16 protein-coding genes are annotated in these 19,697 nt (G+C 65.5%); 9 read left to right on the top strand and 7 right to left on the bottom strand.

The window, feature by feature from the left end; genetic code table 11:
* Positions 1-3 precede the first annotated feature (3 nt).
* Positions 4-1,608, bottom strand: coding sequence for a B12-binding domain-containing radical SAM protein (locus tag I6F20_RS19720; protein ID WP_225127483.1), 1,605 nt, complete (start codon positions 1,606-1,608; stop codon positions 4-6).
* Positions 1,609-1,964: 356 nt separating this feature from the next.
* Between I6F20_RS19720 and I6F20_RS19725 the strand changes: the two genes are divergently transcribed.
* Genes I6F20_RS19725 through soxA form a run of 7 tightly spaced genes read left to right on the top strand, consistent with a single transcriptional unit; the run spans position 1,965 to position 7,947 of the window.
* Entirely contained in the window at positions 1,965-2,414 is a 450-nt protein-coding gene (locus I6F20_RS19725; protein ID WP_036004329.1) for a (2Fe-2S)-binding protein, read from the top strand.
* A gap of 12 nt (positions 2,415-2,426) precedes the next feature.
* On the top strand, positions 2,427-4,613 hold the full coding sequence (locus I6F20_RS19730; protein WP_225127484.1) for a xanthine dehydrogenase family protein molybdopterin-binding subunit: 2,187 nt from the start codon (positions 2,427-2,429) through the stop codon (positions 4,611-4,613).
* Between the two features lie 54 nt (positions 4,614-4,667).
* On the top strand, positions 4,668-5,939 hold the full coding sequence (locus tag I6F20_RS19735) for an NAD(P)/FAD-dependent oxidoreductase (protein WP_225127485.1): 1,272 nt from the start codon (positions 4,668-4,670) through the stop codon (positions 5,937-5,939).
* Positions 5,932-6,378, top strand: coding sequence for a sulfur oxidation c-type cytochrome SoxX (gene soxX / locus I6F20_RS19740; protein ID WP_036004323.1), 447 nt, complete (start codon positions 5,932-5,934; stop codon positions 6,376-6,378). Before I6F20_RS19735 ends, soxX begins: the two co-directional genes overlap by 8 nt.
* Before the next feature lie 5 nt (positions 6,379-6,383).
* Positions 6,384-6,851: a SoxY-related AACIE arm protein gene (locus tag I6F20_RS19745; RefSeq protein WP_225127487.1), complete on the top strand. Its 468-nt coding sequence runs from the start codon at positions 6,384-6,386 to the stop codon at positions 6,849-6,851.
* The gene (soxZ, locus tag I6F20_RS19750; protein ID WP_036004317.1) at positions 6,851-7,168 is read left to right on the top strand and encodes a thiosulfate oxidation carrier complex protein SoxZ; all 318 of its coding nucleotides are present in this window, start codon (positions 6,851-6,853) and stop codon (positions 7,166-7,168) included. Before I6F20_RS19745 ends, soxZ begins: the two co-directional genes overlap by 1 nt.
* On the top strand, positions 7,165-7,947 hold the full coding sequence (gene soxA, locus I6F20_RS19755; protein WP_036004313.1) for a sulfur oxidation c-type cytochrome SoxA: 783 nt from the start codon (positions 7,165-7,167) through the stop codon (positions 7,945-7,947). Before soxZ ends, soxA begins: the two co-directional genes overlap by 4 nt.
* 53 nt (positions 7,948-8,000) lie before the next feature.
* On the opposite strand, the gene I6F20_RS19760 is transcribed toward soxA, so the two are convergent.
* The 3 genes from I6F20_RS19760 to I6F20_RS19770 form a co-directional block, all read right to left on the bottom strand.
* Complete coding sequence (locus tag I6F20_RS19760) at positions 8,001-9,668, bottom strand: regulator (RefSeq protein WP_225127489.1); 1,668 nt, start codon at positions 9,666-9,668, stop codon at positions 8,001-8,003.
* A 9-nt stretch (positions 9,669-9,677) separates the two neighbouring features.
* A complete protein-coding gene (locus tag I6F20_RS19765) occupies positions 9,678-10,376 on the bottom strand; it encodes a cysteine hydrolase family protein (protein ID WP_225127490.1) in 699 nt (232 codons plus the stop codon).
* 326 nt (positions 10,377-10,702) lie between these two features.
* Complete coding sequence (locus I6F20_RS19770; protein ID WP_057026814.1) at positions 10,703-11,656, bottom strand: hypothetical protein; 954 nt, start codon at positions 11,654-11,656, stop codon at positions 10,703-10,705.
* A gap of 163 nt (positions 11,657-11,819) precedes the next feature.
* Between I6F20_RS19770 and I6F20_RS19775 the strand changes: the two genes are divergently transcribed.
* Positions 11,820-15,296: an indolepyruvate ferredoxin oxidoreductase family protein gene (locus I6F20_RS19775; protein WP_225127493.1), complete on the top strand. Its 3,477-nt coding sequence runs from the start codon at positions 11,820-11,822 to the stop codon at positions 15,294-15,296.
* A gap of 56 nt (positions 15,297-15,352) precedes the next feature.
* Here the strand turns inward: I6F20_RS19775 and I6F20_RS19780 are convergent, their stop codons facing one another.
* The 3 genes from I6F20_RS19780 to I6F20_RS19790 all read right to left on the bottom strand — a co-directional run bounded on the left by I6F20_RS19780 (position 15,353) and on the right by I6F20_RS19790 (position 18,519).
* Positions 15,353-16,372 carry a S1C family serine protease gene (locus I6F20_RS19780; RefSeq protein WP_036037885.1) on the bottom strand — a complete coding sequence of 340 codons (1,020 nt, stop codon included), beginning with the start codon at positions 16,370-16,372 and terminating at the stop codon, positions 15,353-15,355.
* A 91-nt stretch (positions 16,373-16,463) separates the two neighbouring features.
* The gene (locus I6F20_RS19785; protein WP_036037887.1) at positions 16,464-16,913 is read right to left on the bottom strand and encodes a gluconate 2-dehydrogenase subunit 3 family protein; all 450 of its coding nucleotides are present in this window, start codon (positions 16,911-16,913) and stop codon (positions 16,464-16,466) included.
* A 7-nt stretch (positions 16,914-16,920) separates the two neighbouring features.
* Entirely contained in the window at positions 16,921-18,519 is a 1,599-nt protein-coding gene (locus I6F20_RS19790; protein WP_036037888.1) for a GMC family oxidoreductase, read from the bottom strand.
* A 201-nt stretch (positions 18,520-18,720) separates the two neighbouring features.
* On the opposite strand from I6F20_RS19790, the gene I6F20_RS19795 reads away from it, so the two are divergent.
* A complete protein-coding gene (locus I6F20_RS19795) occupies positions 18,721-19,509 on the top strand; it encodes a thermonuclease family protein (RefSeq protein ID WP_109144585.1) in 789 nt (262 codons plus the stop codon).
* The last annotated feature ends 188 nt before the right edge of the window (positions 19,510-19,697 follow it).

Genomic DNA, 19,697 nt, shown 5'->3' on the forward strand with positions numbered 1-19,697 from the left:
GCCTCAGGCCGCCGTCACGCCGACAGCCACAGGAGAGACGGCCTCGTTGTCCAGCGCGGCCAGGCGCTGGTCGATCGCCGCGATGACCTTGCGCGAGTACGGTCCGAGATGCGCATAGGCCGCGATCATCTGCACGGCGATGCGCGCCGATGACGTGTCGCGCTTGGCGCAGTTCATGAAGGTCTGCCAGAGCGGCCCCCGCGCCTCAGGAAGCGCGGACACCACCTTGTGCACGGTCTCCATGGCTCCGAGCTTGGAGCGGATATCGCCTTCGGCAAGCTCGGAACGCTGCCTCGACCGGTCGAGCAGCGTCATCAGGCGGTCGACACGTGCTGCATAGGCCGCCGGGCTGTAGATGTGTTCCAGCACCCGCTTGTAGTCCGTCAGGATGTCGCGCAACGGGCGGACCGGATCGAAATTGATGCCCGCCGTGCACTGATCGGCGCCAATCGTCGGCGCCACGTCGTGCCCGGAATGCAGCCGGCCTTCGCGCTCCAGCCGGCGCGTGAGCTGCGTGTTGGGCAAGGCATAGAGCAGGCCGACCATGGCGACGGGGATTGCCGCCTCCTCGATGAAGTCGATCATCGCCTCCGCCATCGAGACCTTCTCGTTGTCGAAGCCAACGATGAAGCCCGCGGTGACGAGCATGCCGGCGGCGTAGATCTTGTGGATGCTCTCGGCGATGTTGCGCCGCGTGTTCTGCTTCTTGCGCATCGCGACCAGCGTCGCCGGGTCCGGACTTTCGATGCCGACGAAGATGCCGAAGAAATTGGCCGCACCCATCAGCTCCAACAGCTCCGGGTCGTCGGCGAGATTGACCGAGGCTTCCGTGGAGAATTCGAACGGATAGCCGTGCGTGCGCTGCCATTCGGCGAGCTTCGGCAGGAACTGCCGTAGCGACTTCTTGTTGCCGATGAAATTGTCGTCGACGAAGTCGAGATGGCCGCGATAGCCCATCTTGTAGAGCGTCTCGAGCTCGACGAACATCTGCTCGATCGTCTTGGTCCGCGGCACGCGCCCGTAGAGCTCGATGATGTCGCAGAACTCGCAGGTGAAGGGACAGCCGCGCGAATATTGCACACCGAGATAGAGATAGTCCTCGAACTTGAGCAGGTCGAAACGCGGCACCGGCGTCTTGGTGACGTCGGCCTGGAACTTCGGTGCGGTGAAGAGGCCGGATCGCGCGCCGCTCTCCCAGGCCGCGATGAATTCGTTCATGACGCTCTCGGCCTCGCCGAGCACCCGGAAATCGGCCCGTTCATAGATATGGGGGCTCGAGGTGGGGTCGGGTCCGCCGACCACGACCGGCTTGCCGGCAGCGCGGCAGAACTCGATCAGACGCAAGGTGTCGGCCTGCTGGGGCAACATTCCGCCGGTGAACACGACGTCGGCCCAGGCGAGATCCTCCTCCCCGAACGGCGCGGTGTTGCAATCGATCAGCCGGACGGTCCAGCTCTCGGGCAGCATCGCGGCGACGGTGATCAGGCCCAGGGGGGCGGCCGGGCGCTTGACGCCCAGCACTTTGCAGGATTCGCCGAAGGTCCAGAAGGACTCTGCCGAGAACAGCGGGTAGAGCATCAGTACGTTGCAGGGACTCGGCACGTTCATGGAACTCCTTTTGCGTCGGCGCAGTGTACCAAAGCGCCCGCGACTTGCACCCCGGCAATAGGGACAAACTGTCGCCGCAGCGCAAGCCGCGCGGGGCCCTGGAACCGGCATTCACAGCCGGACGTCGCCTCAAGCCGCGGATTGGCGCCCTCGGAACAAGGCCTCAACCCGAATCGATTGCGAAGGGATGAGCCAAAACGGCGTCCCGGTCCATACCCAGAGCGGGGGCCATGCGCCCTGGTCGCGCTCGGTTTGTTGATTTGAACCTCGGACTGTTGATTTGAACCGTTCCAGTTTGCCGCACACATTGCGCCCCTGAGTTCAATCGGTGGATTGGGCCAATCAGGGGACTTGCGATGGCAAACCTAACAATCAACGGAAAACCCTTCACGCTCGACGTCGAGCCGGATACGCCGCTGCTTTGGGCGATCCGCGAGAATGCCGGCCTGACCGGCACCAAATACGGTTGCGGCATTGCACAATGCGGTGCCTGCACGGTTCACCTCGACGGCGTTGCGATGCGCTCCTGCGGCATCTCGGTCAGCGAGGCCGAGGGCAAGCAGATCACCACCATCGAGGGGCTCGCCTCGGGCAATACGCTGCACAAGGTGCAGGAGGCCTGGATCGCCCAGGACGTGCCGCAATGCGGCTATTGCCAGAGCGGCATGATCATGGCGGTGGCCGCGCTCTTGAACGAGAAGCCGAAGCCGACCGACGCCGACATCGACGAGGCCATCACGAATATCTGCCGCTGCGGCACCTTCCAGCAGGTGCGCGAGGCGATCCACACGATCGCGAGCGCGTAAGGAAATCCCCACATGAACAAGCATATATCGCCGCGGCTCAACCGCCGCGCCTTCGTCATCGGCACCGCTGCGGTCGGTGCCGGCCTTGCCATCGGCCTCGACCTGCCCTTCGGCGGCCCCGCCGTGGTCCGCGCCGCCGACGGCTCGCCGGAGATCGGCGCCTGGGTCGTGGTCAGGCCCGACGACACCGTGGTGATCCGCATCGCCCGCTCGGAGATGGGCCAGGGCTCGCTGACCGGCCTCGCCCAGCTCGTTGCCGAGGAGCTCGAATGCGACTGGACCAAGGTCACGACCGAATATCCGACGCCCGGCCAGAGCGTCGCGCGCAAGCGCGTCTGGGGCGATTTCTCGACTGGCGGCAGCCGCGGCATCCGCTCCTCGCAGGACTATGTCCGCAAGGGCGGCGCCACCGCGCGCGTGATGCTGATCCAGGCCGCAGCCGACGCCTGGAAGGTGCCGGCCTCCGAATGCAGGGCCCAGAACAGCGTCATCACCCATACGCCCTCGGGCCGGACCACGACCTATGGCAAGGTCGCCGAAGCTGCGGCGAAGCTGACGCCGCCGGCGGACGTCAAGCTGAAGGATCCGAAGGACTGGAAGCTGATCGGCAAGGGCGTCAATCGGCTCGACACCGCCGACAAGACCACCGGCGCGATGATCTACGGCGTCGACGTCAAGCTGCCGGGCATGCTGAACGCCGCGATCAAGGACTGCCCGGTGTTCGGCGGCAAGCTGAAGAGCTTTGACGAAGCCAAGATCGCCAACATGAAAGGCGTCAAGAAGGTGGTCAAGGTGGGCGATACCGCGGTCGCGGTCGTTGCCGACACCTGGTGGCACGCCAAGACCGCGCTGGAGGCGCTGCCGATCGTCTGGGACGAAGGCGACAACGCCAAGGTCTCCAGCGAGTCGATTGCGAAGTGGCTGGCCGAGGGCCTCGACAATGCGCAGCCGGCCTATGTCGGCAACAAGAACGGCGACGCGAAGGCCGCGATTGCCGGTGCCGCCAAGAAGGTCGAGGCCGTCTACTCCTATCCCTACCAGAACCACGCCACCATGGAGCCGATGAATGCCACCGCGCTCTACACGGCGGACAAATGCGAGGTCTGGTGCGGCACGCAGAACGGCGAGGCGGCGTTTGCGGCGGTGCTGGAAGCGTCCGGCCTGCCGCCCGAGAAGTGCGACGTGCACAAGGTGATGCTTGGCGGCGGCTTCGGCCGGCGCGGCCAGACCGATTATGTGCGCCAAGCCGTCACGATCGCCAAGCAGATGCCGGGCACGCCGGTCAAGCTGCTGTGGTCGCGCGAAGAGGACATGGCGCACGGCCGGTATCACCCGATCACCCAGTGCAAGATGACCGGCGCGTTCGATGCCAACAACAACCTGATCGCGCTGCACTACCGCCTGTCCGGGCAATCGATCTTGTTCTCGCTCCGCCCCGAAGCGCTGCAGAACGGGATGGATCCCGCCGCATTCCAGGGCGTCGCCCAATCCGGCGAAGCCGCATTCGGCTATTCGGTGCCGAACCTTCTGGTCGAGCATGCGATGCGCAACCCGCACGTCCCGCCCGGCTTCTGGCGCGGCGTCAACGTCAACCACAACGCAATCTACATGGAATGCTTCATGGACGAGCTCGCCCATGCCGCAGGCCAGGACCCCCTCGAATTCCGCCGCAAGCTGATGGGCAACCACCCCAAGCACCTCGCGGTGCTCAATGCGGTGGCCGAGAAGATCGGCTGGACCACGCCGGCGCCGCGCGGCGTCTATCGCGGCATCGCCCAGGTCATGGGCTATGGCAGCTATGTCGCCGGCGCCGCCGAGATCTCGGTGACCGAGGGCAGCAAGATCAAGGTGCATCGCATCGTCGCCTCCACCGATCCCGGCTACGTCGTCAATCCGGCGCAGGTGGAACGGCAGGTCGCCGGCTCCTTCGTCTATGGCCTCTCCGCGCTGTTCTACGGCGGCTGCACGGTGAAGGACGGCAAGATCGAGCAGACCAACTTCGACACCTACAATTCGATGCGCATCAACGAGATGCCGAAAGTGGAGACGGTGATGGTGCCGAGCGGCGGGTTCTGGGGCGGCGTCGGCGAGCCGACCATCGGCGTGGCGGCGCCGGCCGTGCTGAATGCGTACTTCGCCGCGACCGGCAAGCGCATTCGCCATGTGCCGCTGCGCGACCAGAACATCACGTTCGCCTGACACACGCCGCGGCGGCCACTCAGGCCGCCGCGGCACACTTTTCGGACAAGACACATGAATGCGCCGGTGACGCGGCGGAATGCCGTCCTCGGCATCGCCGTCGCCGCCACATCGCTCGCCGCACCTTCGATCCTGCGCGCGCAATCGGCGGGCCGCGTCGTCGTGGTCGGCGGCGGCTTTGGCGGCGCGGCTTGCGCCCGTGCGCTCGCGCGCGCCGATGCTAAATTGCAGGTCACCCTGATCGAGCCGAACCAGACTTACATCTCCTGTCCCTTCAGCAACGAGGTGATCGCGGGCCTGCGCGAGATCGAGGCGCAGCAGTTCGCCTATGACAAGCTTGCCGCCGGGGGCATCAGCATCGTCACACAGGCTGCGACGAACATCGACACGCAAACACGTCGTGTGACGACGGGCGATGGCACCACGTTCGGCTATGACCGCCTCGTGCTCTCGCCCGGCATCGACTTCCATTTCGAAGCCCTGCCCGGCTACGACGACGCCGCATCGGAGACGATGCCGCACGGCTGGAAGGCCGGCGCGCAAACGCTTTTGCTGCGCCGGCAATTGGAAGCGATGGCGGACGGCGGCACGATCGCCATTGCAATCCCGGCCAATCCTTCCCGGTGCCCGCCAGCGCCCTACGAGCGCGCGAGCCTGATCGCGCATTACCTGAAGTCGAGAAAGCCGCGGTCGAAAGTTCTGATCCTCGATGCCAAGGACGCGTTCTCTCAGCAGCGGCTGTTCGAGAAAGCGTGGAAGGAGCTCTATGGCGACATGATCGAGCGCGTCGCACTGTCGCAAGGCGGCCGCGTCACCTCGGTCGATCCGACGATGCGAACCATCGTCACGGAGTTCGGCAACTACACCCCTGACGTCGCCAACGTCATCCCGCCGCAGCGCGCGGGGCGCATCGCCGCCATCGCGGGCGCTGCGGACGCGACGGGCTGGTGCCCGATCGATCCCGTCACGTTCGAGTCGAAACTCGTTTCGAACGTCCACGTCATCGGCGATGCCTGCCTCGGCGGGGGCATTCCCAAATCAGCATCCGCTGCGAGCGCGCAAGGCAAGGCCTGTGCTGGAGCGATCGTGAATCTCTTTGCAGGCCGCGCGCCGGAGACGCCACGCCTGACAGGCGTCTGTTACAACGTCGTCGCGCCCGGTTACGGCTTTTCGTTGGCCGGCAATTACGAGCCCAGGGGCGACATCTTCGCCGAGGTCGAGGGCGGCACCACCAGCCCGGTCGACGCGCCGAGCGAATTGCGCGCCCGCGAGGCGGACGAGGCCGAGCGCTGGTTTGAAACCATCACGGCGGATACCTTTGGCTAGAGCACCGATCCATATCGCAGCGCTGATCTCTGCCAGCCTCGCCTGCAGCGCGAGCGCGGACGAGCTCGTGCCCTACACAATCGTCGGCGACGGCATTCCCGCCTCGCTCACCGGCTCGCCCAGCGATGCCACGCGTGGGCGCGCGCTGGTGCTCGCACGCACGACGACCTGCATCCTCTGCCATTCCGGCCCATTTCCGGAAACGCGGTTCCAGGGCGACCTCGCGCCTGATCTTGCCGGTGCCGGGAACCGGTGGTCCGCGAGCCAGTTGCGGCTTCGACTGGTCGATGCCTCGCGCTTCAATCCGGACACCATCATGCCGTCCTATTATCGCAACGACGGCCTCGTCCGCGTCGGACGCAACTTCGCCGGCAAGCCGATCCTGTCGGCTGCGGAGATCGAGGACATCGTGGCTTTTCTTGCAACGCTTCGGGACTAGGTTTCATGCCAACCACGCGACGACAATTCTTGAACCTCGCCGGAGGCGTGACAGTCGCCGGCACGGTCCCGATCGTGACGCTGCGGCCGCTTCAAGCGACGCCGGCGATGCTCAACGCTGCGATCCGTAACCTCGTCGGCGAAGCCCAGCTTCGCAACGGCAGGATCAGGCTCGACGTTCCGCCGCTGGTCGAGAACGGCAATACGGTGCCGATGACGGTCAGCGTTGCAAGCCCGATGACGGCGGACGACCACGTCAAGAGCATCCACGTCTTCAACGAGAAGAACCCGCAGCCGAACATCGGCAATTTCTATCTTGGTCCTTCCTCCGGCCGCGCCCAGGTCTCGACCCGGATCCGGCTCGCCGACACCCAGAAGGTGGTCGCGATCGCGCGCCTGTCCGACGACACGTTCTGGCAGGTTGCCGCCGATGTCGTCGTGACGCTGGCGGCCTGCACCGAGGAGATGAACTGATGGCCGCCCTCATCAACGTTCCCTCGAAAGCAAAACGCGGCGAGATCATCGAGATCCGCACGCTGACCTCGCACATCATGGAAACAGGATTCCGCCATACCGCGGACGGCAAGCTCGTGCCGCGCGACATCATCACGAGCTTCATCTGCCGCTACAACGGCGCCGAAATCTTTCGTGCCGACCTGTTTCCGGCGATCGCGGCGAACCCATATTTGTCGTTCTTCACGGTGGCCAAGGAGAGCGGCAAGTTCGAGTTCGAGTGGATTGGCGACAACGGCTATTCGTCCACCGCATCCGCATCGATCAGGGTCGAATGATCGCTTGGCGCGCGATAGCGGCGGCGGCGATATTCCTCGTCACGGGCCCAGCCCTGCTCGCCGCAGAGATCCCGCCCGATGCGCGCCGCTCCGGCTATGCCTTCATGGGCCCGGACACCCGGGCGATGCAGGACGACGACACCGCCAATCCCGGCATGCTGTTCGTGCTCGACGGCGAGCAGCTGTGGAAGAAGAAGACCGGCAGCGCCGACAGGGCATGCGCCGATTGTCATGGCGATGCGCGCACCAGCATGAAGGGCGTCGCGGCGCGTTATCCTGCCTTCGACAAGGCCCTCGGCCGTCCCGTCACGCTCGACCAGCGCATCAATCTCTGCCGAGCCAATCATCAGCAGGCGACGCCGCTACCTTACGAGACCCGCGACCTGCTCGCATTGTCCGCCTTCGTCGCCCACCAGTCGCGTGGCAATCCGATCACGGCCGGCGACGATCCGCAACTCAAGCCGTTTGTCGACCAGGGCCGCGACCTCTTCATGCAGCGCGAAGGCCAGCTCAACCTTGCCTGCACCAACTGCCATGACGACAATTTCGACAAGCGCCTCGCGGGCGCTCCGATCACGCAAGGACAGCCGACCGGCTATCCGCTGTATCGACTGGAATGGCAGACGCTGGGCTCGCTGGAGCGACGGCTGCGCAGCTGCATGAGCGGTGTCCGCGCCCAGGCCTATGATTACGGCTCGCCCGAGCTGGTCGCGCTCGAGCTCTATCTGATGTCGCGCGCGCGCGGCCTGCCGATGGAAACGCCGGCGGTGCGGCCCTGAAACAGCAACGGCCGGACCATCCGCCCGGCCGTTCCGCAACAATGAAGCCGGGCCTACTCCGCCGGTGCGGCCGACATCTCCGGATGCGCGGCATAGTGTTCGCTGGCGCCGAGCTTGCTGGCCGCGAACAGGCCGGCGGCCATCACGGCGTAGGCCAGCGCGACCGCGGGGGTCACGCCAAAGCCGCCGCCGATGCCGACGGCCTCGCCATGCATGAAGCCGAAATAGGTCAGGATCGCCCCGACCAGCGCAAAGGCGGAGGCCTTCTCGAAATCGCGCTCGATGATGAAGACACCGATAGCGCCGAGGATGAGGCCGCCGAGGATGGAGCCGCCGCCCATCACCTCGAGGCCGTGATAGAACACGCCTTGCTGCGGCAGCGCGGCAATCGCAGCCGTTTTGACTGCGTCGGCCTTGTCCGCCGCCATCCCGCCGACGGTTGCTGCCGCAGTCATGGTCGAGGCCAGCATCGTATCGATCTGCAGCTTGGCCCACGCCGCAAGGTGCGGGGTCAGTGCCAGCACGATCGCGGGTGCATGCTTGACCGGCGTGGTCTGGAACGCCTGCGCACCGATCAGCATGCCGATATAGAGCAGGATGGGCGAGATCGCGACGACGGGCACCAGCGCCAGCAGCACCGAGATGATGCCGAACCAGGACAGCACCACCACCATGATGCCGGTCGCAGCCGAATAGCCGATTCGGCCGCCCATGGCCTTCCAGCCGGGATGGCCGATATAGACCGCGTTGATGAAAGGATTGCCCATCAGGCAGCCGATCAGGCTGACGACGCCGTCGGCGGTGAGCACGCGCGTGGTCGGATAGTCGTCGCCGGCCGCTTCCGCGCTCTCGACATTGTCCATGGCCTCGACGAGGTCGTAGATGCCGAACGGAATGGCCGTGACCAGGATGATGCCGAGGAATTCGAAGCCGGAGAAGACGTAGCCAAACGCCGGGATCGGCACCGAGAAGCCGAAATTGGCGAAGGCCGCACCGACGCCCGCGATGCTCAGGCCGCCGAGGCCGAGCCCGAACAGGTTCGAGCCCCAGGCGATGATCATGCCGGCCGCGATTGCGACGAGGCCCGCGGGAATGCCGCGCCAATACTTCACGCCGCCGAACCAGCTCACCAGGATGATGGCGAAGCAGACGAGACCGATCTGCGGCGTCATGTACATCTCTAACGCTGGCCGCATCGAGATGAAGGTGACGGAGACCCCTGCGAGCGTGCCGAGCAGCGCCGCGCGCGGCGTGATCTTGCGGATGAACGGCGCGATGAAGCCGCCGATCATCAGAATGAAGCTCTGGAAGAACACCCAGACCAGGCCCGCCGACCAGCCCTTGAGCGGATCGCCGGTCTTGAGCGTGATCGGCAGCATGATCACGAAGGTCACGATGAACATGTGCGGCACGCTGACGCCCGACGGCAGCGCGCAGACGTCGTTGCGGCCGGTCTTCTGGGCGAGGCGGTAGGCGAGATAGGCGTAGTAGAAAGTGGAGAGACACATCATCAGCCCCAGCGCGGGCAGGATGCGGCCGAACACGAGGCTATCGGGCATCTTCAGCACGAAGCGCAACAGGCCCGTGAGCACCAGCATGTTGACGAGGATGTTGGTGCCGAAGCCGAACAACGCGTTCCAGTCGCCCGATGTCCATAGCGCCGGCTTGAAGTCGGACTTGTTCAGATCAGAACTGCCGGCCGCCCCCGTCAATGTGCTCATGATATACCCCTATGTGGTCGAAACCTTCATTGCCTCCAGAACTGCGACTGAATCCGCGACCCAGCCGAAGATGCCGCCCTGGGCCTTGATCATCTTCAGGCCCATCTCGTGAAACTCGGGGAAGTAGGACGCGCAGCCGTCGGCGATGACGACGCAGCGATAGCCGCGGTCGTTGGCCTCGCGCACCGTGGTGTTGACGCACACTTCCGTGGTGACGCCGCACACGAGCAAATTCTCGATGCCGTACTTCTCCAAGACCTCGCCGAGCTCGGTCGCGTAGAACGCCCCCTTGCCGGGCTTGTCGATGACGATTTCGCTGTCGAGCGGATAGAGCTCGGGAATGATGTCGTGGCCGGCCTCGCCGCGAATGAGGATGCGGCCCATCGGACCAGGATCGCCGATGCGAAGGCTCGGCGCGCCGCGCTCGACCTTGGCCGGCGGCGCATCGGAGAGATCGGGCAGATGCCCCTCCCGCGTGTGGATGACCAGCATGCCGGTGTCGCGCGCGGCCGTCAGCACCGCGCCGATCGGCTTCACCGCGCGCGCGAGCTGGCTGACGTCGTTGCCCAGCGTCTCGCCGAAGCCGCCGGGCTCCATGAAGTCGCGCTGCATGTCGATGATGAGGAGCGCGGTGGCGGGCCAGTCGAGCGCGATCGGCTCGGGCTCGGCGCTGACGACGCCCTTGGTCGGCTTGGCTGAGTTCAACATGACGGCCCCGCGAGAACTCTCCTGGCCGGGAGTTCTGCAAGCGCCGTGCCATTGTGTACAATTGCGGTTGAGCGCGGGTAGCGAGGAATTTGTCGTCTGGTCAGAAGGTTACGCCGGCGATCGGCGTCTGCTCATTCCCTGTGCGATGGCTTCGCGCCGTGCATCTGCTTAAAGGATGAGCGGCCTCCGCTCGTCATTCCGGGGCGACGCGAAGCGTCGAGCCCGGAATCCATCGGGCGGCAGTGCGCGAGGTGAGATGGATTCTCTGATGCGCAATTGCGCATCATAGCTCGCGCTGCGCGCGCCCCGGAATGACGGGAGTGGGACTACCGCCCTGCCCCATACAACTGCCGATGCTCTTCCTCATACGGGGCGTAGGACTCCTTCAGCGTCGCCATGTTCAGCAGCATGGCCGCCACCATCGTGCCCGCCTTGTCGAACACGCGCGTCTTGACCCAGGCGCTTTCGGTGCGGCGGCTGCCGGACAGCGCGACCACTTCGCGCTCGACCTCGTATTCCTCGCCCTCGAAAAGTGGACCCTTCAGGAGGCGGATCTCCTGGTCGGCGAACAGGCCGACGGCCGGGCCCTTGGCCGGCAGCGGATCGTCCTTGGAGCGGTACTGGAACAGCACGCTCAGCATCTCCATCGGGATGATGGGCTTGCCCCACGGATTATCCGCGCCCGAATAGTACGGCGAGCTTTCGGTGATGACGGCGAGCTTCTGCCTCAGCGAGAACGGATAGAGGTCGCCCATGTTCTGGTCGAACGCCATGCGCACCGACTGCCGCTTGCTGGTCTGCGCCACCTTCACATCGCGCAAGATCACGGGATCAGTGAGCGGCTTGAGCTCGCCAAGGCGCGCCTCGAGCGCCGTTGCAACCGGCAAATCGCCGACTGATGCCGTGCCGCGCAGCACCTCAGTGCCGTCGCGCTTGACCATCTGGATCTGGCACTGGCGGGTGCCGGGCAATGGCTTCGCCAGGATCGCCTGCACCTCTTCGCCCTCATAGCAGACGCTGCGGTAATGTGCTGAAAGGCAGCCTATCTCGAACCAAGCCTGCCCCCACAGCCGCTCGCCGAGCGGAGCGAACTGGCTGAAATGCGTCGGGCCCTCGATCGTGCCGCCCTTGAAGCCGAGCTTCTGCGCGGTGGCGTCGTCATGGATCGAGGCGTGCGCGTCATAGGTCTGCGCCTGCAGCATCTGGCGTGGCTGACGCCACGGCCCGATCAGGGCCTCGGCCGTCTCCGTGATCTCGGTGTCGAATGCGTTTGCAGTCATGGCGCTCTCCGCGTGCAAGCCATGACTAGCAGGAGCGCCACGGATGCGGCCAGCGATATTGACTTCGCTGGCCCATCCTTTTGACTGTCACAATTCGCATCGCGCAGCCGCGATTCCTCCCGCAGCGCAAACCTCCCGCCGAACGAAAGACGAGGACTTCCGAATGACGCTGTTGCAGGTCGAGCTGGACGACAAATACCGGCTCGAATCGAAGCGGATCTTCCTGTCCGGCACGCAGGCCCTGGTCCGCCTGCCCATGTTGCAGCGCGAACGCGACCGGCTTCAGGGCCTCAACACCGGCGGCTTCATCTCGGGCTATCGTGGCTCTCCGCTCGGTATGTACGACCATGCGTTGTGGCGGGCGAAGGCGCACCTTCAGCACCACGACATCGCCTTCGTGCCCGGCCTCAACGAGGATCTAGCGGCGACCGCGGTCTGGGGCAGCCAACAGGTCGGCCTGTTTCCCGGAGCCAAGGTCGATGGCGTGTTCGGAATCTGGTACGGCAAGGGCCCGGGCGTCGACCGCTCGGTCGATGCGCTCAAGCACGCCAATGCCGCCGGCACCTCGCGCAACGGCGGCGTGCTGGCGCTCGCTGGCGACGACCACGGCTGCCAGTCCTCGACGCTGGCGCATCAGAGCGAGCAGGTGTTCGCGGCGGCGCTGATTCCCGTGATCAATCCTGCCACGCTCCAGGACTATCTCGACCTCGGCCTCTACGGTTTTGCACTGTCGCGCTTCTCGGGCTGCTGGGTCGGCTTCAAGGCGATCAGCGAGACCGTGGAGAGCTCCGCGTCGATCTATAGCGACCCTGAACGCATCCAGATCGTGGTGCCCGACGATTTCGAGATGCCGCCCGGCGGCCTCAACATCCGCTGGCCCGATCCGCCGCTCGAGGCTGAGAAGCGCCTGTTCGGCCCCAAGATGGCCGCGGTGCAGGCCTTCGCCCGCGCCAACCAGCTCGACCGCATGGTGCTCGATTCCAAGCCTGCGCGGCTCGGCATCGTCGCGACTGGAAAAGCCTATCTCGACCTGCGCCAGGCGCTCGTTGATCTCGGCATCACCGACAAGGACGCGCAGGACCTGGGCCTTCGCATCTACAAGGTTGCCTTGACCTGGCCGCTGGAGGAAAGCGGCGCGAAACGTTTCGCTGAAGGTCTTCAGGACGTGCTGGTGGTCGAGGAGAAGCGCGGCTTCATCGAAGACCAGCTGATGCGGATCCTCTACAACGTCGATGCCTCAAAGCGCCCGACCGTCACCGGCAAGCGCGATGAGCGCGGCGCACCGCTGTTGCCGAGCGAGGGCGAGCTGACGCCGACCATCGTCGCTGGCGCGCTGGTGGCGCGCTTGCGCAAGCTCGGCCATCACAGTCCCGTGCTGGAGCAGCGCCTCGCCAGGCTCGAGGCCTTCGACAACCCGGTGACGACCAGCACGCCGATCAAGCTCGCGCGCACGCCGTTCTTCTGCTCGGGCTGCCCGCACAACACCTCGACGCGGGTGCCCGAGGGCAGCCGCGCCATGGCCGGCATCGGCTGCCACGGCATGGCGCTGAGCATGCCGACCCGCCGCACGGATCTGATCTCGCATATGGGCGCCGAGGGCGTGAACTGGATCGGCCAGTCGCCCTTCACGAACGAGAATCACATCTTCCAGAATCTCGGCGACGGCACCTACACGCATTCCGGCCTGCTCGCCCTTCGTGCGGCTTCGGCCGCCGGCATCAACATCACCTACAAGATCCTCTACAACGACGCCGTGGCGATGACCGGCGGCCAGCCCGCCGAAGGCGCCTTCAACGTCGCGCAGATCGCCCATCAAGTCTGGGCCGAAGGCGTCAAGCGGCTTGCGATCGTCTCCGACGATCCCACAAAGTATCCGCAAGGCGGATACTTCCCGCAAGGCGCGACCATCCACCACCGCCGCGAGCTCGATGCCGTGCAGCGCGAGCTGCGCGATATCAAGGGCCTAACGGTCATCATCTACGACCAGACCTGCGCCGCCGAGAAGCGCCGCCGCCGTAAGCGCGGGCTCTATCCCGATCCCGCCAAGCGCGCCTTCATCAACGAGCTCGTTTGCGAAGGTTGCGGCGATTGCTCGCAGGCCTCGAACTGCGTCTCGGTGCAGCCGCTGGAGACCGAATTCGGCCGCAAGCGCCAGATCGACCAGTCGAACTGCAACAAGGACTTTTCCTGCGTCGAGGGCTTTTGCCCGAGCTTCGTCACCGTCCATGGCGGCTCGCTGAAGCGGATGAAGACCTCGGCTGTGGATTCCGGCCAGCTGTTCGCGGATCTGCCGCTGCCGCCGGCGCGTGAGCTGGACGGGCCCTACAACATCCTCGTCACCGGCATCGGCGGCACCGGCGTCATCACCATCGGTGCCCTGCTCGGCATGGCTGCCCATGTCGACGGCCGCGGCTGCTCGGCGCTCGACTTCACCGGCCTGTCGCAGAAGAACGGCGCGGTGATGAGCCATGTCCGCATCGCCCCAAAGCCGGAGGACATCTCCGCCGTCCGCATCACCACGGGCGGCGCCGACGTCATCCTCGGCTGCGACATGATCGTTTCCGCGGGCTCGACGGCGCTGAGCCGCGCCGAGCGCGGTGTGACCAAGGCCTACATCAACGCTGATCTGCAGCCGACCGCGAGCTTCGTGCAAAACCCCGATCTCGATTTCGAGATGGGCGCGATGCAGACCGTGCTCCGCGACGCTATCGGCGACAACAACCTCGACATCATCGACGCGACAGGCATTGCCGCGGCACTGATGGGCGATTCCATCGCGACCAACCCCTTCATGCTCGGCTTTGCGTTCCAGAAGGGCGCGATCCCGCTGTCGCTGGAAGCCCTGCTTCGCGCCATCGAGATCAACGGCGCCGCGATCGAGATGAACAAGCTCGCCTTCACCTGGGGCCGGCTCGCTGCCCACGACATGTCGCGCGTGCGCAGCGTGCTCCAGTTCAAGGCAAGAGCGTCCGCGCCTGCGAAATCGCTCGACGATATCATCGCGACGCGCGCCGAATTCCTGACCTTCTATCAGGACAAGGCCTATGCCGACCGCTACCTCGCAGCCGTCGCGAAGGTGCGCAAGGCGGAGAGCGCGGCTTTGCCCGGGTCAACCGAGCTCACCGAAGCGGTCGCAAAGAACCTGTTCAAGCTGATGTCCTACAAGGACGAATATGAGGTCGCCCGGCTCTACACCGACGGCAGCTTCGCCAAGAAAGTGTCTGAGAAGTTCGACGGCGATTTCACGCTGAAGTACCATTTGGCGCCGCCGATCTTCGCCAAGCGCGACAAGACGACCGGACATCTGCAGAAGCAGGAGTTCGGCAGCTGGATGATCCACGCCTTCCACGTGCTCGCCAGGCTCAAGTTCCTGCGCGGCAGCGTGTTCGATCCGTTCGGCCGCACCGAGGAGCGCCGGACTGAGCGGAAATTGATCGCGGATTATCTGGCGATGATCGACCAGCGGATCACAGGGCTGAAGCCGGATCAAATCCCGCTGCTGGCAAGGCTTGCGCGCGTGCCGGAGACCATCCGCGGCTTCGGCTACGTCAAGGAGGCCAACATCAGGCTGGCGGCGGCCGAGACGGCGCGGCTGGAAGCGGAGCTGGAGAACAGCCGCTTTGCCGCCGCGGCGGAGTAGAGGCTAGGCGCCAGCCCCTCTCCGCGTCAGCCACACACTCGCTGTCATCGCCCGGTTCAGCGCGCCGGCTTGCGCTCGATCGGGTCGATATCGATCGCCCGGAGGCGACCGAGGCGCAGCACGTCCATGGGTAGCCGGCGGCCGATCCGGTCGCGGTCGAGCACGCGGATCAGATCGTCGACGCCGTTGATCTCGACGCCGTCGAGCCTGATCACGACGTCGCCGGGCAACAGGCCTGCCTTCGCCGCTGGTCCATCCGGCTCGATCTGCATCAGAAGCGCGCCCATCTTGTTCTCGACGCCGGCCAGCACCGCGTGCCGCCGCGGGACCGGCGCGGTCTGCCCGGCGACACCGATATAGGCGCGGCGGACATAGCCGTGGCGGATGATCTCCGACAGCACGAATTGCGCGGTGTTGCTGGCGACCGCAAAACAGATTCCTTGCGCGCCATTGATGATCGCGGTGTTGATGCCGATCACCTCGGCATGCGACGACACCAGCGGCCCGCCGGAATTGCCGGGATTGAGGGCGGCATCGGTCTGGATCACGTCCTCGATGGTGCGCCCGCTCACCGAGCGGATCGAGCGGCCGAGCGCCGAGACCACGCCGGCCGTCACGGTCGATTCGAAGCCGAGCGGATTGCCGATCGCGATCACGAGCTGGCCGCGCCGCAGGCTCTTGGAATTGCCGAGCGCGGCATAGGGCAAGTGCCGCACGCCATTGGCACGCAGCAGCGCCAGATCCGTATCGGGATCAACGCCGAGCACCTGGGCGTCGCCGACATGGCCTTCGACGTCGCGCAGCCGGATCTCCTTCGACGTGCCGACCACATGACTGTTGGTGAGCACGAGCCCATCCGGCGAGATCACGATGCCGGAGCCGAGCCCGCCGCGCTCGCGACCGTTCGACACCTTGGGGCCGGTCTCGACGCGCACGACCGCGGGCCCGACCCGGTCGGTCACGTCGATCACGGCATTGGAATAGGCGTCCAGCAGCGCCCGGTCATCGGCCGGGCCAGGCGCCGTCGTTCGCGGTGACGGTGCGTCATCGGCGATATCTGATGTGAAGTCCAACATGGCAAGAGTCCTCGAAGGCTCACACAGATGGTGGCCTGTTCCCGTCGCCGCAAGGGCCCGCCTGGAGCGCAGCGCCGGGCTGCCCAGATGGCTAGGGCGGGCGCCTCAGCGAGCCACCTCTCGCCTTGACCGGATCGAGCAGCGACCAGTCCCCCTCTGGGAGCACATGGCCCTTGGGGAATGGCGCGCGCAACTCGAGCCCCAGCGAGCCCAGCACGCGGTCGTCGCGGTAATAGCATTGCAGCACGACACGGACGAGCGTTGCCGCGGCGGCACCGCCGCTCTTCCGAAACTCGTGCACCACCGCATCGCGTCTGGCGACATCGAGCTCGGCAAGCGGGCCCCCGGCGAGCCGCGCCAAATGATCCAGCGCCGCCGCCACCAATTTGGTATCGCGACCGAGCGTCGCCAGCATGTCGGCCTGGATCGCGGGATCATCGGCGCCCGGCACCTTGTACTCGTCACTGGCCGGGATGATCATCGCGGCGACAGCGCGGAGGTCGTCGCGCTGCCTGCGTGTCAGTTGGTTGTCTGCGGACATCACACCCTCAATCGAACAGATTGGCGAGGCGCTGCTTCATCTGGTCGGCGATGTAGAGCGCGAGGGCCTGGATGGTGGAGGTCGGGTTCACGCCGCCCGAGGTGACGAAGATGCTGCCGTCGACGATGAAGAGGTTCTTCACGTCGTGCGCGCGGCCCCATTCGTTGACGACGGAACGCTCGGGGTCGGTGCCCATGCGCGCGGTGCCGAGCAGGTGCCAGCCGCCCCAGGGGATCGGCGAGTTGACGCAGATGTCGCTCGCGCCGGCAGTCTCGAGGAACTCGCGGCCGCGCGCCAGCGCGTGCTCCATCATCTTCCGGCTGTTCTCGCTGATGGTGTAGTCGACCTTCGGCGCGGGAATGCCGTGACTGTCCTTCAGCACCGGATCGAGCGTGACACGATTGTGCTCCTCCGGCAGATCCTCACAAATCGCGGAGAAACCTAAGCGATGGCCGTTGAGCTTGCGGAACACGCGGTGGTGATCCTCGCCCCACGGCAAGATGCCCTTCTGCTCGCTGACTACGGCCTCGAACACCGGCCCGGCCCCGCGCACGAACTGCACGCCATAGCCGCGCACGAAGCCGCGCGACAGGTCGGTGTCGTACCATTGCTTGCTCCACAGACAGGTCGGCGGCGCGCGGTTAGAGTCGGTCGGCTCCTTCACATAGCCGTAGATCTGCGCATAGGGATGGAACATCAGGTTCTTGCCGACGAGGCCCGACGAATTGGCGAGCCCGTTGGGGAAGCGGCCCGATGCCGAGTTGAGCAGCAGCCGCGGCGTGCCGACGCCGTTGCAGGCGATGACGACGACATGCGCGGGCTGAAACTGCTCGATGCCGTCTTTGTCGTAATAGACCACGCCCGAGGCCATGCCGTTCTCATCGGTGGTGATCTCGCGCACCCGGCAATGCGTGCGCAGCTCGACGCCGGCACGGATCGCATGCGGCCAATAGGTGATGTCGGTGGAGGATTTTGCGCCTTGCGCGCAGGCCGGCGTGCAATGGCCGAGATTAATGCAGCGCGCCCGGCCCTCGTAGTCCATCGTCGCGACCGTGGTGTCCGACGGCCACCAGTGCCAGCCGAGCTTGTTCATGGCCTTGGCGATGATGGCGCCGGACAGGCCCATCGGCTGCTGCGGCATCGGCGGATGCGTCAGCGGCGACAGCGGATCGCCTGACAGGCCCGACGTGCCCATCATGCGGTCGTTCTCTTCGAAGAACGGAGTCAATGCCTCGTAGTCGATCGGCCAGTCGTCGGCGACGCCGTCGAGCGTCTTCACCTTGAAATCGGAGGGATGCAGCCGCGGCCAGTGCGCGGTGTACATCACCGTCGAGCCGCCGACCGCGTTGTAGTTCACGACCTTGATCGGAGAGTTGTCGTCGTTGATCGGGTAGTCCTCGGGCCGGCCGCGCACGTTCGGGCTCGAAGACCATTCGCCGTAGAACTTGGCCTCCCAGTCGCGGCCCGTGCTGGGATATTCCGCCGGGTTCATCCAGCCGCCCTGCTCCAGGCAGAGGATGTGCATCTTGGTCTCGGCCAGCGACCACGCCACCGCCGCGCCCGAAGCGCCGGCGCCGATGATCAGGACATCCACCGGGTCTTTCATCGCAACCTTGTCCTCCCCCTCGCCGCTTACCGGGCGATTCGGCCTTGCGCGGTCAGCGAGGCCGGCGAAACGATACGGGCAGAGCGCCGGCGGAGTAAAGCGGCGGGGCCGGAATGTCGCACTTCGCGAGGCGCAGACCATTGGTCTCGCCACATCCGGATGCTAGGAACGGGGCGCACGAGCCATCGATAGCGAGACCGTATGTCCTTCCAGAAAATCTTTGCAGCCGCCCGCGCTTTTGCGCTCGTTTCGTTTCTCGCCTTGTCCGGATTTCTGGCCTTGTCCGGACCAGTTTCCGCGCTGACCGGCGCCGCGACGGCCCGTGACGGCAACTCGGTCCAGCTCGGCGACGTCACCTACCGGCTCGACGGCGTCGACGCGCCGGAGCTCGACCAGGTCTGCATCGACAATAAAGCCGATGCCTGGACCTGCGGCATCGAGGCCCGCGACCAGCTCGCGAAGCTCATCAACAAACGAACGGTGCGCTGCGACGATGTCGGGCCCGAGAAGAGCTTTGGCAAGCGGCACCGCGCCATCTGCACGGCCGAAGGCGACAAGGCCAGCCTGAACGAGCAGCTGATCAAGCTCGGCTTTGCCCTCGCACGCGAGCCGATGAAGGCCAACGTCAAGCCGGCAGCCACCGAGGCGAAGACGACGGCGGCGGGGATCTGGAAGGGCTGTTTTGTTGCACCGCAAGATTTCCGCAGCGGCAAGAAGGACGGCGCGCTGCTGGGCACCGCCTGCCGCCCGGACCGCGACAAGGAAATCCGCGCCGTGCTGTTTCCGGAGGAGCTGACCATGCCCCCCAACTGCAGCATCAAGGGCAAGCTCGCGGTGCGCGCCCGCGTCACCGGCAATATCGGCATCTACCATCTGCGCGGATGTCCGAGCTATCCCGCGACCACGACACCGGATCGCTGGTTCTGCTCGGAGGACGACGCCCAGGCGGCCGGCTTCCGCAAGGCCTACAATTGCCGCCGGCCAAGGTGAGCAAGCTCCCTCACGCACCCGTCAGTGGTAATCCGAGACCGTATTGATCCGGAATTGAACTTGGTCGGCGGTTGCTGCATTTGTATGCCAACGCAAGCGCCCTTGCGCGAGCGTTTCCTTGGCAGCAATCCGGCTCCGGCCGATTGTCTTTGCTTGGGCGTTTCCTCCCTAGACTTGGGCCGCTTGTC

The organism is Bradyrhizobium sp. IC3123 (assembly GCF_020193625.1).
Classification (GTDB): domain Bacteria; phylum Pseudomonadota; class Alphaproteobacteria; order Rhizobiales; family Xanthobacteraceae; genus Bradyrhizobium; species Bradyrhizobium yuanmingense.